We start from the raw sequence: 16,091 nt of genomic DNA, 5'->3' as shown, positions 1-16,091 counted from the left end.
CAATGCGCAGAACGGGCTTTTTCTTTGTGCCAAAGACGTACTTTTTTTGTACCAATTTTGTATCATAACCCCCTTCTCACCGGCTGAAACCGATGCGGCCGGGCGTTTTGGCTTCGCTAATGAAATCGGATTTGTCGCGGTTGTAGATGTCGGCCAAGGAAGTGGGTTCCAGCACGGGCTCGGTTTGGCCCAGGCTGGTGGCCAGGGTTCGGGCCTTGTCAATCTCCAGGGCCTCGAAGCGGTAGGAGGCAATGAGGCGGCCCTTGCGCAGCAGGGCCTTGTCGATGCGGGCCAGCTCGGCGTTGAAGGTGCAGATAATCTGGATGTGAAAGCCGTCGGAGAGCAGGCCGTCGGATAGGTTGAGCAGGTTGCTCACGGCGTTGCCGCCGTAGCCGTCGCGTTTGGCCAGCAGTTCCTCAGCGTCTTCAATGAGCAGGATGGAGTTGGTGTTGTCGTGCAGCAGGTTGATGAATTCCGGGTCGGCAATGCGGGTGGCCAGGTTGGGCGGAATGAAGAGCTTGGGCTTGTCGGTGAGGCCGCAGAGGTGGCGGATGTAGCTGGTTTTGCCGGTACCGGGCGGGCCGTGCAGGATGATGATGCCCTTCTCGTCGGGTTGCTGCAGGCGCTTGAGAATGGCTTCGTGGGCCGGCAGCAGGTCGTCGTTGTAGTTAAGAGCCAGGTCCAGCGCGGGGATTTTGATGGGCAGGGGCGAGAACTCCAGCTCGCCAAACGCCAGCCGCAGCACCTGAATGCGGTCGTGCTCCAGCTTGCCGGTGTCCAGCTCGGCCACCAGCAGCGCCTGGGCCAACGCCAGCTGCTTGGGGTCGGTTTGGGGGGAGAAGAATAGCTGGCCGGCCCGGTCGCCATAAGTGCCGCGCTCGTAAAACCAGAGCAGCAGGTGCGGCGCTAGGTTCAGGGCGTAGTGGCTGATGTCGGGCGCTTTGCCTTTCTTGTCGAGGTACACGGCGTGGGCCACGGTGCACGCCTCCAGGTCGTAGCTTTTGGCCAGCGCGGTGAGCACGGTTTGCCGGGACTCGGCGCTGGCCAGCTGGTAAATCTCGCGGCGCGGCAGTACCCCGAAGGCCGCATAAAACCAGGAAACGGGTTGAAAATAGCCGTCTCGCTCGAAGGTTTGAGAAAGGTTGGGGGGAGCCACTGGTGGCAAGGGTTTCTTCATGCCGTTCGCTGTCAAACTCAAAAATACACGTTACCGCCCGGAAAGCAACCGCTTCAGCTTACTTGCTGACTGCAAGACCAGTCGCGCTACAATCGGCGGCCTGGGTTGCGCATCCGGTGCCAAGGAGAACGGTAGGCGCATAAAAAAAAGCCCCGCGGATGGCGGAGCCTTTTTGTAGCAACAATCACAAAAGCGGTTGCGGCAGCACCGCGCCACGAAGTTTCATTAGGCTTGTTCCACCGAAAGCTGGCCTTCGGGCTGCGCTTCCTCCACGGGCTCGGTGCTGTGGGTGTGCTTGAAGAAGATGATAAACAGCACGGCAATGGCCAGCGCATAGGCGGCAAATGTGAGCCAGATGCCCTGCCAGTCCTTGGCACCGCTGGCGTCGGTGAAGTATTCCTGAATGATGATGCCGCTCAGCGAGCTGCCCAGCACGGCCCCGAAGCCGTTGGTCATCATCATAAACAAGCCCTGCGCGCTGGCCCGGATGCTGGGCTGGGTCTGGGTTTCAACGAACAGCGAGCCGGAGATATTGAAAAAGTCGAACGCCATGCCGTACACGATGCAGGAGAGGATAATCATCCAGAGGCCCTCGCCGGGGTTGCCGTAGGCAAACAGGCCAAAGCGCAGCACCCAGGCTATCATGCTGAAGAGCATCACCTGCTTAATGCCGAAGCGGCGCAGGAAGAACGGAATGGCCAGGATAAACAGCGTCTCCGAAATCTGCGAGATGGACATGATAATGGCCGGGTACTTCACGGTGAGCGTGTCGCGGTAGGCCGGGGTCTTGTCGAAATCGTGCAGGAAGGTGTCGCCGTACGCGTTGGTAAGCTGCAATGCCGCCCCCAGCAGCAGCGCAAACAGGAAGAAGGTGAGCATTTTGCGGTCGCGCAGAATGGCGAACGACTTGAGGCCCAGAATTTCCAGCAAACCCTGGCTGGACGTGTTGGTGGACTGGGGCGGGCACTTGGGCAGCGTGAAGGAGTAGAGGCCCAGCACAAAGGCCGCGCCTGCTGCCACGTAAAACTGGCTGGCCGATTTCTCGATGCCCAGCAAACTCACCGTCCACATGGCCACAATGAAGCCGATGGTGCCCCACACGCGGATGGGCGGGTAGTCCTTTACCACATCAAGGGCCTGGGTCTTGAGCACCGAAAACGACACGGCAATGGACAGCGACAGCGTGGGCATGTAGAATATCATGTTCAGTAGGATAACCCAGAAGAACGTGCCGGGGTCGTCGACCAACGGGATGGTGCAGAGGGTGATGCCGCCCAGGATGTGCAGAATGCCGTAGAGCTTCTCCGCGTTCACGTACTTATCGGCCACGATGCCCATGAGCGAGGGCATAAAGATGGACGCAATGCCCATGGTCGAGAAAATGGCACCAAACTGCGTGCCCGACCACTGCTTCGTCTGAAACCAATACGCCCCAATTGTTATCAACCAGGAGCCCCAGATAAAGAATTGTAGAAAACTCAGTATGATGAGGCGCAACTTAGTATTCATGCGGAGTCAGGATAAAAGAAAGAGATTATTCAGCCGATAAAGATACACGCCTTCCTGCCAGAAGCGGCAAGCAAGTGCGGCCAATCTCGCGGCTTTCCCTGCTTGGTTTGAGGCCGGCTGCTTAGCGGGTTGTGCCCAGCAGGGGCCAGTTTATAGCATAATTGAAGCCAGTACTTACCTGATGAGAGTGGTGGTAGAATGAAAAAAGGCCCCGGACAGTGCTGTCCGGGGCCTTTTAAAATCGTTGCTAACTGCGGTGGTTATGCCTGGTAGCTGGGCGGAAACGTGCCCGCGGGCTGGCCATCGGCCGTGGGGTAGTCGGTATAGCCCTCGGGGCCGGGGGTGTACAAGGTGTCCGGGTCGAGGGGAGCGAGCGAAGCGCCGGTTTTGAGGCGTTCCACCAGGTCGGGGTTCGAGATGAAGGGCTTGCCAATGGCAACGAGGTCGGCGTGGCCGTTCTCCAGGGCGTCTTCAATGCGCTCCACGGTGGTGTATCCGCCGCTCAGGATGAGCGTATTGGTGAATTTCTTGCGGATGGTGGCCACCGTTTCGGCGGGTACAGCGGGGGCACCCATGCTGGAGTGGTCTACCAAATGCACGTACACGAGGCCGATTTTCTGCAGCTCCTCAGCCAAGTAAGCATAGGTTTCGTCCATTTCGGGGTAATGCGGCATGTCGGCGTCGGTGCCCCAGGGCGAGAGGCGAATGCCGGTGCGCTTAGGGCCGATGGCCTCGGCCACGCCGCGGGCCACTTCCAGCACGAAGCGGGTGCGGTTTTCTACGCTGCCGCCGTACTGGTCGGTGCGCTGGTTGCTGTGCGGGTTCAGGAACTGCGAGAGCAGGTAGCCATTGGCGCTGTGTACTTCCACGCCGTCGAAACCGGCATCCAGGGCCAGCTTGGCGCTTTGCACGTATTCGTCGCGCAGGCGGGCCAGCTCGTCGGCCCGGATTTCGCGGGGCGCGGTGTGGTCAAGAAGCTGCTCCTGGTCGGTCCACATCTGGCCCTTGGCCTTGATGGCCGATGGGGCCAGCACCTCCGAGCCCTCGGGCAGGTTGAGGGTGTGGGCAATGCGGCCGGCGTGCATCAGCTGAATAAAAATATGGCCGCCGTGGTGGTGCACCGTCTCGGTGATGCGCTGCCAGTTGGTGACGTGCTCCTGGTTGAACAAACCCGGAATGCGGGCGTAGCCCAGACCATCGGCCGATGGCGAGGTGCCCTCCGTGATGATGAGGCCGGCCGTGGCGCGCTGGCGGTAGTACTCGGCCATCAGCTCGTTGGGCACGTTGCCCAGGGCACGGCTGCGGGTGAGCGGTGCCATTACCACGTGGTTGGTTAGGGTAAGCGAACCCAGCTGAGCGGGTTGGAATGTTATCTTCGACATAGACGAATTAGCCGCCGTGCGTAAGTAGCGGCATCGGATGAATGAAACGCGTCTTTAAACCGAGTACGTACACGAATTGTTTCAGTTGGTACCATAATAGGCGTTGTGGCGGACGTGTCATTCCCGAAGAAAACAAAAAAAATGCCCGTCCCACAACGTGGAACGGGCATTTTGCAGCAATTACGTTAGGATTACCCAGCATGCTGGTAATCTACATGGGGGTGGCTTCGGCGAAGCGCTTGTTCACCTCATCCCAGTTGACGAGGTTGAAGAACGCGGCGATGTAGTCGGGCCGGCGGTTCTGGTACTTGAGGTAGTAGGCGTGCTCCCACACGTCGAGGCCCAGCACGGGCAAGCCCTTGCAGCCCGCGTCGGGCATCAGGGGGTTGTCCTGGTTGGGCGTCGAGCAGATTTGCACCGAGCCGTCGGCCTGCTTGCACAGCCACGCCCAGCCCGAGCCGAAGCGCGTGGCGCCGGCTTTGGTGAATTCCTCCTTGAATTTATCGTAGCTGCCAAACGCCTTGGTGATGGCCTCGCCGATGGCGCCGCTGGGCTGGCCGCCGCCGTTAGGCGACAGGATGGTCCAGAACAGGGAGTGGTTGTAGTGGCCGCCGCCGTTGTTGCGCACGGCCGCCGGAGCCTTGGCAATGTTGTGCATGATTTCCTCAATGGACTGGCTTTCCATTTCGGTGCCGGCAATGGCGGCGTTCAGGTTGGTTACGTAGGCCTGGTGGTGCTTGCTGTGGTGGATTTCCATCGTCTGGGCGTCAAACGTAGGTTCCAGGGCATCGTAGGCGTAGGGGAGTTTGGGAAGTTCGAAGGCCATAAGTGCAGGTGTTTTGGGTGGTGAAGCGTGTGAGAAATGAAGCGGGTACTGAAACAGCCCAACTAGCTACCTAGTTACGACCACCGTCCGCGCAGGTTCAAAAGTATCGTTATTTCCGCTTCAAACTAAAAAACTCCTGCATCAACGCAGCGCACTCGGCCGCCTGCACGCCGCCCCGCAGCTGCGTGCGGGGGTGCAGCAGCTGCCCGTGCCGCCGGAAGCCTACTTTGGGCTCTTCGGCGCCAAATACTACGGCCTTTAGCTGGGCCCAGTAGCTGGCGCCTGCGCACATCACACAGGGCTCAATGGTGACGTAGAGCGTGCAGTCGGCCAGGTATTTATTGCCCAGGTGGTTGGCGGCGGCCGTGAGGGCCAGCATCTCGGCGTGGGCCGTCACGTCGCGCAGCTGCTCGGTCTGGTTGTAGCCCCGCCCGATGATTTGCTTTTCAAACACCACCACCGCGCCGATGGGGATTTCATCGGCTTCCAGAGCTTTTTCAGCCTCGGCCAGGGCTTGGAGCATGAAATAAGCGTCGTTCATCAGCAGAGGTATGGCGCGTACTTCTACTTACTTCAACACAATGGCATTCATCACAGCCTGGGCCGTGGGCTGCCACTGCGCCTGCTCGTTGGCAGGAGCCACAAACGTGAAAATGTACAACTGCTGGCCCTGAATGGCGTACTGCACGGCCTGATAGCGCTTTATTGGGGCCAATTGGTTGGCGCGCTGGCTGTCGGCAACGGTCGACACAAACTCAAAATACATGAAATCGCGCCCGTTCACGGTGCGGATGTCCTCCTTAATAAAGTCAACCTTGGTGTAGAGCCGCTGAATGCTGGACTTGTAAATCTTGAGCAGCACGCCGTAGTCCATGCTCTCGAAGGTGGTGGGGCGCACCGCCACGCTGTAGTCCACGCGCCCGCTGCGGTCGGAGTACACTGCCAGCGGCTTGCGCGGCGACGGGTACTTCACGGCAATGCCGTCGTCGGGCAGCGGGGCAAACGTAGCCGGCACGCCCACCGTCAAGCCCGAACCCAGCTTCACATTCGTGAGCTTGGGCTTGGGCGCAAAGGCCAGCAGTCCAAAGAGCAACAGTAAAAAGGGGGAGATTTTCATAGCAGGGATGGATATAAAACGACAACAAAGAACGTCATGCTGAGCTTGCCGAAGCACCTCTATTGCAATAGTAAAATTGATTACTGCTGCGGTAGAGATGCTTCGGCAAGCTCAGCATGACGTTCTATTATAGAAAATAAAACGGGCAAACTAGCGCCGGGCAGCAGGGTACTTAATGCGCACCTTCTTCCAGTACACGTAGTTGCCGGTTTTGGCCTCTACCAAGTAGGTGCCGGCCGGAATCTTGCCCAGGTCTACCGGGGCGCCGGTGTTGGTGGCGGGGTCCAGCTCGGTTTGGTAAATGACCTTGTTCTTGTAATCCGTCATCACCAGCGTGCCGGGCTTGCTGAACTGCTGGGTGAAGCTGAGCAGAATGCTTTTGGAGTTGGGACGGGGGTACACATCGATGCCCGACAGTGTTTCGATGCGCTTGATGGGACCGTCGAGGGTGACGGCGCCGGCCGTACCCTTGGACTTAATCTCCGCACCCGACACGTCGGACTTGCTTTTGGTTTTGACTTTGGTTTGGGCCTGGGCTGCGCCGGCAAACAGGAGCGCCGCGGCCAGGGCAAAGGAAGGGAGGAGTTTCATGAACAGTGGAGGGAATTGAAAGACAAAGGAACGCACTTGCCATCGGCCTTTGCATATCCCGTACCAAAGTTTGCAGGTTCTCGTCAGCGCCGCGTTAATTGATGGATTGCCTTCTTCCCCTAAGGGCCTAACTTTGCCCAAAACCCTTTTGCCATGCTACGTACCCATACCTGCGGCGAGCTTCGCCCCGAACACATTGGTCAAACCGTTACGCTTTGCGGCTGGGTGCAGCGCACCCGCGACAAAGGCGCCATTCTCTGGATTGACCTGCGCGACCGGTACGGCCTCACCCAAATCACCCTCGAAGAAGGCGTGGAAGCCGAAGCCGTGCGCGAAACCGCCCGCCACCTCGGCCGCGAGTTCGTGCTGAGCGTGACCGGCAAAGTAGCCGAGCGCTACTCCAAGAACGACAAAATGCCCACCGGCGGCATCGAAATACGCCCCGATAAGGTTGAGATTCTGAATCCCGCCAAGCTGCCGCCCTTCCTCATCGAAGACGACACCGACGGCGGCGACGACCTGCGGATGAAGTACCGCTACCTCGACCTGCGCCGCACCCCCGTGCGCAACAACCTCGTGCTGCGCCACAAAATGGCCCAGGCCGTGCGCCGCTACCTCGACGGCCAGGAGTTCATCGAAGTCGAAACGCCCGTGCTCATCAAGTCCACGCCCGAAGGCGCGCGCGACTTCGTGGTGCCCTCCCGCATGAACCCCGGCGAGTTCTACGCCCTGCCGCAGTCGCCCCAGACCTTTAAGCAGCTGCTCATGGTGTCGGGTTTCGACCGCTACTTCCAGATTGTAAAGTGCTTCCGTGACGAAGACCTGCGCGCCGACCGCCAGCCCGAGTTCACGCAGATTGACTGCGAAATGGCCTTCGTCACGCAGGAAGACATCCTGAATACCTTCGAAGGCCTCACCCGCTACCTCTTCAAGGAGCTAAAAGGCATCGATTTCCCCACCGTGCCCCGCATGACCTACGCCGACGCCATGCGCCGTTTTGGCAACGACAAACCGGACACCCGCTTCGCCATGGAATTCGTGGAGCTGACCGACATCGTAAAAGGCCAGGGTTTCCCGGTATTTGATAACGCCGGCCTGGTGGTGGGCATCAACGCCGCCACCTGCGCCCATTTCACCCGCAAGCAGCTCGACGAGCTGACGGATTTCGTAAAGCGCCCGCAAATTGGCGCCACGGGCCTCATCTACGCCCGCGTGGAGGTGGGAGGTGTAGTAAAGTCCTCGGTTGACAAGTTCTACTCGCAGGAGGAGCTGCAACGCTGGAGCGAAGCCCTGCACGCCAACGCCGGCGACCTGTTGCTCATTATTGCCGGCGAGCCCAACAAGGCCCGCAAAGCCATGAGCGAACTGCGCCTCGAAATGGGCCAGCGACTCGGTCTGCGCAACAAGGAAGACTTTTCGCCCCTGTGGGTGGTCGATTTCCCTCTGCTGGAGTACAGCGAGGAGGAGAACCGCTACTTCGCCATGCACCACCCCTTCACCTCGCCCAAGCCCGAGGACCTGGCCCTGCTCAACTCGCCCGACACCATCGGCCAGGTGCGCGCCAACGCCTACGACCTCGTGATAAACGGCGTGGAAGTGGGCGGCGGCTCCATCCGCATCCACGACCGCGCCGTGCAGGCCCGCATGTTCTCGCTGCTCGGCTTCACCGACGAGGAAGCCAAGGCCCAGTTCGGCTTCCTGCTAGACGCTTTCGAGTACGGCGCCCCGCCCCACGGCGGCATCGCCTTCGGCTTCGACCGCCTCTGCAGCCTCTTCGGCGGTGCCGATTCCATCCGCGACTTCATTGCCTTCCCCAAAAACAACTCCGGCCGTGATGTCATGATAGATTCACCTTCGCCCATTTCGGAGGCGCAGCTGAAAGAGTTGAGCATCAAGACAGCTGTGGTGGCGAAGTAGCTTTTTTGAAACTACAATAATGGAAGCGGCGACTGATTATTCAGTCGCCGCTTTTTTATGGGTTTGTGGGGCCGGTGCTGGCACGATGCCGGTAGAGTAAAATCATGGGTTCGACGTGTGGGGGATGCCATTTGACGAAGACCAAAATCCATGGGTGGCTGGCGCTAGTAAGTTTGAGCATTCAACAACCCCAAACGCCCGCTGCCGTGTCCAAGCTCTACATGTTCACCACCGTTTTTCTGTTTTGGGTTGCGGTTTATGGCTCTATGCTCCGCGTGCATTTGGCTGCTTCCCCAGTGCATTCTGTCAAGGTCCCAACCTTCCGGTCTGTTCTGGTTGGCTCCACGCCTATCGTACAAGTCACTAAGCCCTACATTGCTGCCAATTTCAATTAGTTACGGTCCGGCTGCTATAGCCGGGTCAATTATTCGATACGCTTAGATTATAGAGGTTTAAAAATTATAATTATACAAAAGAGCCGCACCCATTGGGTGCGGCTCTTTTGTGCTGAAAGCAATCTGAAAGCCTAAAAATTTCGCTCGCCCGTCTCACGCTTGCCCAGCATCACCGAGCCCACCATGGCGGCCAGCAGCAGGATGGAGGCCAGCTCAAACGGCAGTGCGTATTGCTGAAACAGCACCAGTCCCAGCTTGTCTACCATGCCAATCTGCGAGTCGAAGCTGGTGGCGTTGTAGCCTTCGGGTTGGATGTCGCGCATGGCGGCCACCAGTATCAACAGCAGCGAGCCGCCGGCAATAGCGGCGGCAAACTTGGCCAGGGCGGGCTTGTGCGGCTCGGTGTCCTCGTTCAGATTCAGGAACATAATCACGAACAGGAACAGTACCATAATGGCGCCGGCGTACACAATGATGTTCACCGCGGCCAGAAACTGCGCATTCAGCAGCAGGTAGTGACCCGAAAGGGTGAAGAACGTGAGGATGAGGAACAGGACGCTGTGCACCGGATTTTTGGCCAGTACCACACCCAATGCACTCAACAGGGCCACGAACGAGAGAAAGAGAAAGAGAGAAGACATTAACGTGTCATGCTGAGCGCAGCGAAGCATCTTATCACGCTTGCGCCGCGAGGGTTAATTATTATGCCGAAAGCAGCGGTGATAAGATGCTTCCTTCGGTACGCCAGATAAGGCATGACAGTCAGGCTACGCCAACTGCCCACGCAGCTTGTCGGCCTGCTCGGGCGTGAGCTGAATGCCGCGCTTCGAGCGGTTATCCGGCGTTACGGGCTCCACCAGCCGGTCTTTGCCATAGATGAATTCGTCGCGTTCGAAGCGCGGCGGGGCCATTTTGTCGGCTTGCAGGTACACGGCGGCTTTGGGGCAGGCTTCTTCGCACAGGCCGCAGAAAATGCAGCGCAGCATGTTGATTTCGTAGCTCACGGCGTATTTCTCCTCGCGATAGAGACCCTCTTCGCCTTTTTTGCGCTCACCGGCTACCATGGTAATGGCTTCGGCGGGGCAGGCCACGGCGCACAGGCCGCAGGCCGTGCAGCGCTCCCGGCCGGCTTCGTCGCGCTTGAGCACATGCAGGCCGCGGAAAACAGGGGAGAAAGGGCGCGTCTCTTCGGGGTAGCGAATGGTGACCTGCTTCTTGGTAGCAGCCCGAAAAAAGTGCTGCATCGTGATGCTCAGGCCCTGAAAAATAGCCGGCAGGTAGGCCCGCTCGGCCAAGGTCATGGGCTTCTTTTCGAGAACTTTAGCGCGGTTGCTTAATGATTCCATAGTGGTTTCTGTCATGCTGAGCCTGCGAAGCATCTTATCAGGTTCGCAAAGCTCGGGGTAACTATCTCTGACGAAAGCAGCGGTGATAAGATGCTGCATTCGTCAGCATGACATTTCTATTTGATGATGCCAAACGTAATCAGACCGCCCGTGAGCAGGATGTTGAAGATGGCCAGGGGGATGAGGATGGTCCAGCCCAGGCGCATCAGCTGGTCGTAGCGGAAGCGCGGCAGCGTCCAGCGCACCCACATGAAGAAGAAGATAAAGCTGAATATTTTGGCAAATATGCCAAGCAGGCCAACAATGGTGATGATGTTGGAGGCCGTAACCAATTCCAGCCTTTGCGATGATACCAGCCAGTTGCGCAGCTCAAATTGGAATGGGAAGTTGAAACCGCCAAAGTACAGCACGCTCATCACGGCCGAAGCCACAAACACATTAATGTACTCCGCAAACAGGTATAGGCCCATTTTCATAGAACTGTACTCGGTGTGGTAGCCGCCAATCAGCTCCGTTTCGCACTCCGGCAGGTCGAAGGGCGTGCGGTTAGTTTCAGCAAAAGCGCACACAATGAAGATGAGGAAGCCCAACGGCTGCTTCATCACGTTCCAGTTGAAAACGTCCTGCCACACGAAAGGGGCGTCCGAAGCCTGCTGGAAGGTGATTTCGCGCAGCGAGAGTGAGCCCGACATCATCAGCACAGCAATCAGGGCGAGGCCCATGGCGATTTCGTAGCTGATGTTCTGGGAGGCCGCCCGGATGGCACCGAGCAGCGAGAACTTGTTGTTCGAAGCCCAGCCGCCAATCATGATGCCGTACACGCCCAACGACACCATGCCGAACACGTAAAGCATGCCCACGTTAATTTCAATGCCCTGCAGGTGAATGGCCGTCTCGCCAAACTGCAGCACGTTGCCAAACGGAATCACCGCCGACGACATCAACGCCGTAATCATGGCCAGGCACGGCCCGAACACGAACAGCGCCCGGTTGGCTCCGGCCGGAAAGAATTCTTCTTTGGTGAAGAGCTTCACGGCATCGGCCAGCGGCTGCAACAGGCCGAAAGGCCCGGCACGGTCCGGCCCAACCCGGTCCTGCAGAAACGCGGCGATGACGCGCTCAGCATAAGTGGAGTAGGTGGCAATCAGCAACGAAACGCCGAAAACAACTAGAACGACGACGCCTTGCCAGGCTAAGGGTGGGAAATCCATAGAGGAACTGTCATGCTGAGCGTGCGAAGCATCTTACCGGGTTCGCGTTGCTCGGGTAGGTATATTTTCTGCGAAGGTAGCCGTGATATGACGCTTCCTTCGGAACGCCAGATGAGGCAAGGCAAACGATTTAGTTATTCAAGCCGCCCAGCCGTAGCGGCGGGTTGCGTTCCAGTTCGCGGGTGGTGCTCTCCGGCAGGTCGGCAATGACTTGCGGGTTCACCACTGGCAGCTCGTAGTGGTTTTGGGCAATAACCGAGGCGCGGTTGATGTGCGCCGGGCCTTCGAGTACCCAGTCCGACGTTTCCTTTTTGTCGAAACGGCAGGTGTTGCAAATCCACTCTTTCACTTCGCCGTACTCGTCCTTGCGGGCCGTCACGCGGAGCACGTCTTTGCCTTTGTACCAAAGCGTTACCTTGCCACAGCACTTCTCGTTTTCGCAAGCACGGTGGGCGTTCACGGGCTTGGTGAACCACACCCGCTGCTTGAAGCGGAAGGTTTTGTCGGTCAGCGCGCCCACCGGGCACACGTCAATGACGTTGCCGCTGAACTCGTTGTCAATAATGTTCTCGATGTAGGTGCCGATTTCCGAGGCATCGCCGCGGCCCAGCACGCCGTGCACGCGCTCGGGCGTGAGCTGGTCGGCGGTGTACACGCAGCGGTAGCACAGAATGCAGCGCGTCATGTGCAGCTGAATGAGCGGGCCAATGTCGATTTTCTCGAAGGTGCGGCGCTCTTCCTCGTAGCGGGTGGTGCTCACGCCGTGCTCAAAAGCAAAGTCCTGCAGGTCGCACTCGCCGGCCTGGTCGCACACCGGGCAGTCGAGCGGGTGGTTGATGAGCAGCATCTCCACAATGCCCTTGCGCACGTCCATCACCTGCTGCGAAATCGTGTTTTCGACCACCATGCCGTCCTGCACCGTCGTGATGCACGAAGCCACCAGCTTGGGCATGGGGCGCGGGTCTTTGGCCGAGCCGGCCGCCACCTTTACCAGGCAGGCGCGGCACTTGCCGCCCGTGCCCTTCAGCGGGGTGTAGTAGCACATGGCGGGCGGCACAATGCCGCCGCCAATCTGGCGGGCTGCATTCAGGATAGTGGTTCCGTCCGGAACCTCTATCTCAATGCCGTCGAAGGTTATTTTAGCCATTGGTTTCTATTTTGTCATGCTGAGCTTGCAAAGCATCTTATCACGTTCGCAGGGCTCGGGTAGTAACTTCTTCTGACGAAAGCAGCGGTGATAAGATGCTTCCTTCGTCAGCATGACAGGCCGTTTACGCCAGCACCGCCGCGCCGCGGTATACCGCGCCGGGAGCCGTGGCCTCTTTCGGATTGGTCACGTGCCACTCAAACTCGTGGCGGAAGTGGCGCACGGCAGCGGCAACCGGCCACGCGGCGGCTTCGCCCAGCGGGCAAATGGTATTGCCTTCGATTTGCTTGGCCACGCTCACAATCAGGTCGATGTCGTGCATCGAGCCGTGGCCGTGTTCGAGGCGGTGCAATACCTTCTCCAGCCAGCCGGTGCCCTCACGGCAGGGCGAGCACTGCCCGCAGCTTTCGTGGTGGTAGAAGCGCGAGAAGTTCCAGGTGTTCTTCACGATGCACGTCGTCTCGTCCATCGCAATAAAGCCGCCCGAACCCAGCATGGTGCCGGTCACGAAGCCGCCGTCGCTCAGCGACTCGTAGCTCATCAGGCGGTTTTCGCCGGCTGCAGTTTTGAGAATCAGTTCCTTGGGCAGGATGGGCACCGACGAGCCGCCGGCTACTACAGCCTTCAGCTCACGGCCTTTCCAAATGCCGCCGCAGTACTCATCAGAGTAAATGAATTCCTCCACCGGCAGGCCCAGCTCAATTTCGTAGATGCCCGGCTTGTTGAGGTGGCCACAGGCCGAAATCAGCTTGGTGCCCGTGCTTTTGCCAATGCCGATTTTAGCATACTCGTCGCCGCCCTCGTTCACGATAACGGGCACGGCCGCGATGGTTTCCACGTTGTTGACCACCGTGGGGCGGGCGTACAGCCCCTGCACGGCGGGGAATGGCGGCTTGTTGCGCGGGTTGCCGCGCTTGCCTTCCAACGATTCGAGCAAGGCGGTTTCTTCGCCGCAGATGTAGGCGCCGGCACCGGGGTGCACGTGCAAATCGAGCGAGTAGCCCGAGCCGAGAATGTTCTCGCCCAGGAAACCGGCCGCGTAGGCTTCGGCAATGGCTTTCTCCAGAATGCGCAGCACGTACAACAGCTCGCCGCGAATGTAGATGTAGCTGGTGCGCGCGCCCAGGGCGTAGCTGCCCGTAATCATGCCTTCAATGAGCAAGTGGGGTAGTTTCGTCATCAGCTGACGGTCCTTGAAGGTGCCGGGCTCCGATTCGTCGGCGTTGCAGACGAGGTAGCGCGGCACGCCCTCGGGCTTGGCCAGAAAGCCCCACTTCATGCCGGCGGGGAAGCCCGCGCCGCCACGCCCGCGCAGGCCCGACTTCTTCACTTCTTCCGTCACCTCATCGGGCGTCATGGTTTTGAGCGCCTTCTCCACGGAGCGGTAGCCGCCGTGCTTGCGGTAGACCTCGAAGGTATTGATGCCTTCGACGTTGATATGTTCGGTTAATAGCTTGCGGCCCATAATGGTAAGCGTTGTGCTGATGGCCAGCCGTTAGTTGTTTTTCAGGGAGTTGGGCAGGTCGTTTTCTTCCCACGACAGGATGGGGCGATGAATCTGCCCGCGCAGGTCGTTGAGCATGGCATCCACCGCCTCGGGCGTGTCGAGCTGCTCGTAGTACTGCTCGCGCACCTGCACCACGGGAGCAAAGCCACAGGCGGCCAGGCACTCCACTTCTTTCAGGGTGAAAAGGCCATCGGGCGAGGTTTCGCCCACTTTGGCCCCGGTAATGCGCTCCAGGTGCTCGGTCAGCTCGTCGGAGCCGCGCAGCATGCAGGGGCCCGTACGGCAGATTTCCAGCACGTGCTTGCCCACCAGCTTGAGGTTGTACATGGTGTAGAACGACGACACCTCGTATACTTCGATGGGCTTGATGTTGAGGGTTTCAGCTACTAGGTCCTGTACCTCAGGACTTACCCAGCCGCCGAATTCAGCTTGCGCAATATGCAGAATCGGCAGTAGGGCCGACTTGCTCCTATCGGCCGGATAATGCGTGAGCAGGCGCTTGATTTCCGCCTGGGCGGCGGCAGAAAATTGAAGTTTAGCGGGCGCGGTATTCGGCTCCATAATCAGTAGCAAAAACTAAGCGTCCAGCTCGCCGGCAATGACGTTCATGGACGAGAGAATAACAATGGCATCGGAGAGGGTGGTGCCCACGGCCATTTCAGGATACGCTTGGTAGTAGATGAAGCAGGGCCGGCGGAAGTGCAGGCGGTAGGGTGTGCGGCCACCATCTGAAACCAGGTAGAAACCCAGCTCGCCGTTGCCGCCTTCCACGGAATGATACACCTCGCCAACGGGGGCGTCAATCTCGCCCATCACGATTTTGAAGTGGTAAATCAGGGCCTCCATGTTCTTGTACACGTCCGGCTTGGTGGGCAGGTAGTAGTGCGGGGCATCGGCGTGGTACGGGCCTTCGGGCAGGCGGTCGAGGGCCTGGTTGATAATGCGCAGGCTCTGCCAGATTTCCTCGTTGCGCACGATGAAACGGTCGTAGGTGTCGCCGTTGGTGCCCACCGGAATGTCGAATTCGAAGTCCTCGTAGCTCGAATACGGGTTCATCGCCCGCACGTCGTAGTCCACGCCCGCCGCCCGTAGGTTGGGGCCGGTGAAGCCGTAGTTCAAGGCCTTTTCTGCCGAAATCGGGCCCACGTTTACCACGCGGTCCATGAAAATGCGGTTGCGGTTGAACATCGACTCGAACTCCTTCATCACAGCCGGGAAGCTCTTCAGCCAGTCGCGCAGCTTCTGGATGGCCACGGGCGAAAAGTCCCGCTCCATGCCGCCCACGCGGCCCATGTTGGTGGTGAGGCGGGCGCCGCACACCTCCTCGTATATTTCGTAAATTTTCTCGCGCTCCTGAAATACATACAGGAAGCCCGTGAACGCGCCGGTATCCACGCCTAAGATGGAGTTGCAGATGAGGTGGTCGGCAATGCGGGCCAGCTCCATCATAATCACGCGCATGTACTGCGCGCGCTTGGGCACGGTCACGCCAAGCAGCTTCTCCACCGTCATGTGCCAGCCCAGGTTGTTGATGGGCGACGAACAGTAGTTCATCCGGTCGGTGAGCGTCGTGATTTGGTAGAAGGGCCGGCGCTCGGCAATCTTCTCAAAGGCGCGGTGGATGTAGCCGATGGTGGGCACGCCGGAGATAATCCGCTCGCCATCCATTTGCAGGATGTTCTGGAAAATGCCGTGCGTGGCCGGGTGCGTAGGGCCCAGGTTCAGCGTGGTCAGCTCCTGGCTGAAGTCGTTGAGCAGGGGCACGAGCTGGCCGTGGCGCTGGGCAGCGGCCTCTTCGTGTATTTTGTGGGTGCCTTCCAGCGTGTCGTTTACTGCCATAGCAAAATTGTCATCCTGAGCGCAGCGAGACCTTATCACGTCCTCGTTGCCGTAAGAATAGATACTCTGACAAAAGCAGCGGTGATAAGATGCTTCCTTCGTCAGCATGACAAATAGGTTTATCGTC

Annotated in this window: 15 protein-coding genes; 1 reads left to right on the top strand and 14 read right to left on the bottom strand. The window is 58.9% G+C overall.

Annotation, left to right across the window (positions count from 1 at the left end):
• Positions 1-76: 76 nt before the first annotated feature.
• The 7 genes from BEN48_RS10320 to BEN48_RS10290 all read right to left on the bottom strand — a co-directional run bounded on the left by BEN48_RS10320 (position 77) and on the right by BEN48_RS10290 (position 6,602).
• Positions 77-1,177, bottom strand: coding sequence for an AAA family ATPase (locus BEN48_RS10320; protein WP_070734592.1), 1,101 nt, complete (start codon positions 1,175-1,177; stop codon positions 77-79).
• 225 nt (positions 1,178-1,402) lie between these two features.
• Complete coding sequence (locus tag BEN48_RS10315) at positions 1,403-2,686, bottom strand: nucleoside permease (protein WP_070734591.1); 1,284 nt, start codon at positions 2,684-2,686, stop codon at positions 1,403-1,405.
• Positions 2,687-2,946: 260 nt separating this feature from the next.
• Positions 2,947-4,068: an alkene reductase gene (locus BEN48_RS10310; protein WP_070734590.1), complete on the bottom strand. Its 1,122-nt coding sequence runs from the start codon at positions 4,066-4,068 to the stop codon at positions 2,947-2,949.
• 211 nt (positions 4,069-4,279) lie between these two features.
• Entirely contained in the window at positions 4,280-4,894 is a 615-nt protein-coding gene (locus BEN48_RS10305; RefSeq protein ID WP_070734589.1) for a superoxide dismutase, read from the bottom strand.
• Positions 4,895-5,003: 109 nt separating this feature from the next.
• Positions 5,004-5,435, bottom strand: coding sequence for a nucleoside deaminase (locus BEN48_RS10300; protein ID WP_070734588.1), 432 nt, complete (start codon positions 5,433-5,435; stop codon positions 5,004-5,006).
• Between the two features lie 27 nt (positions 5,436-5,462).
• On the bottom strand, positions 5,463-6,011 hold the full coding sequence (locus BEN48_RS10295; RefSeq protein WP_070734587.1) for a hypothetical protein: 549 nt from the start codon (positions 6,009-6,011) through the stop codon (positions 5,463-5,465).
• 150 nt (positions 6,012-6,161) lie between these two features.
• Complete coding sequence (locus BEN48_RS10290) at positions 6,162-6,602, bottom strand: T9SS type A sorting domain-containing protein (protein ID WP_070734586.1); 441 nt, start codon at positions 6,600-6,602, stop codon at positions 6,162-6,164.
• Between the two features lie 153 nt (positions 6,603-6,755).
• On the opposite strand from BEN48_RS10290, the gene aspS reads away from it, so the two are divergent.
• Complete coding sequence (aspS, locus tag BEN48_RS10285; RefSeq protein ID WP_070734585.1) at positions 6,756-8,519, top strand: aspartate--tRNA ligase; 1,764 nt, start codon at positions 6,756-6,758, stop codon at positions 8,517-8,519.
• A 526-nt stretch (positions 8,520-9,045) separates the two neighbouring features.
• Here aspS and BEN48_RS10280 read toward each other — a convergent pair.
• The 7 genes from BEN48_RS10280 to BEN48_RS10250 all read right to left on the bottom strand — a co-directional run bounded on the left by BEN48_RS10280 (position 9,046) and on the right by BEN48_RS10250 (position 15,964).
• Positions 9,046-9,555 carry an NADH-quinone oxidoreductase subunit J family protein gene (locus BEN48_RS10280; RefSeq protein ID WP_070727981.1) on the bottom strand — a complete coding sequence of 170 codons (510 nt, stop codon included), beginning with the start codon at positions 9,553-9,555 and terminating at the stop codon, positions 9,046-9,048.
• 126 nt (positions 9,556-9,681) lie between these two features.
• Positions 9,682-10,260 (bottom strand): NuoI/complex I 23 kDa subunit family protein, encoded by a 579-nt coding sequence (locus BEN48_RS10275; RefSeq protein ID WP_070734605.1) that lies wholly within the window; start codon positions 10,258-10,260, stop codon positions 9,682-9,684.
• 116 nt (positions 10,261-10,376) lie between these two features.
• Positions 10,377-11,471: an NADH-quinone oxidoreductase subunit NuoH gene (nuoH, locus tag BEN48_RS10270; protein ID WP_070734584.1), complete on the bottom strand. Its 1,095-nt coding sequence runs from the start codon at positions 11,469-11,471 to the stop codon at positions 10,377-10,379.
• A 130-nt stretch (positions 11,472-11,601) separates the two neighbouring features.
• Positions 11,602-12,618, bottom strand: coding sequence for a 2Fe-2S iron-sulfur cluster-binding protein (locus tag BEN48_RS10265; RefSeq protein ID WP_070734583.1), 1,017 nt, complete (start codon positions 12,616-12,618; stop codon positions 11,602-11,604).
• A 124-nt stretch (positions 12,619-12,742) separates the two neighbouring features.
• Complete coding sequence (gene nuoF, locus BEN48_RS10260) at positions 12,743-14,083, bottom strand: NADH-quinone oxidoreductase subunit NuoF (protein ID WP_070734582.1); 1,341 nt, start codon at positions 14,081-14,083, stop codon at positions 12,743-12,745.
• A gap of 30 nt (positions 14,084-14,113) precedes the next feature.
• A complete protein-coding gene (locus BEN48_RS10255) occupies positions 14,114-14,686 on the bottom strand; it encodes an NADH-quinone oxidoreductase subunit NuoE family protein (protein WP_070734581.1) in 573 nt (190 codons plus the stop codon).
• 15 nt (positions 14,687-14,701) lie between these two features.
• Positions 14,702-15,964, bottom strand: coding sequence for an NADH-quinone oxidoreductase subunit D (locus BEN48_RS10250; protein WP_083320958.1), 1,263 nt, complete (start codon positions 15,962-15,964; stop codon positions 14,702-14,704).
• Positions 15,965-16,091 lie beyond the last annotated feature (127 nt).

Source organism: Hymenobacter glacialis (assembly GCF_001816165.1).
In the GTDB taxonomy this organism is placed as follows: Bacteria; Bacteroidota; Bacteroidia; order Cytophagales; family Hymenobacteraceae; genus Hymenobacter; species Hymenobacter glacialis.
The sequence above is the reverse complement of the archived record's forward strand: the minus strand, read 5'-3'. Positions and strand labels throughout refer to the sequence as shown.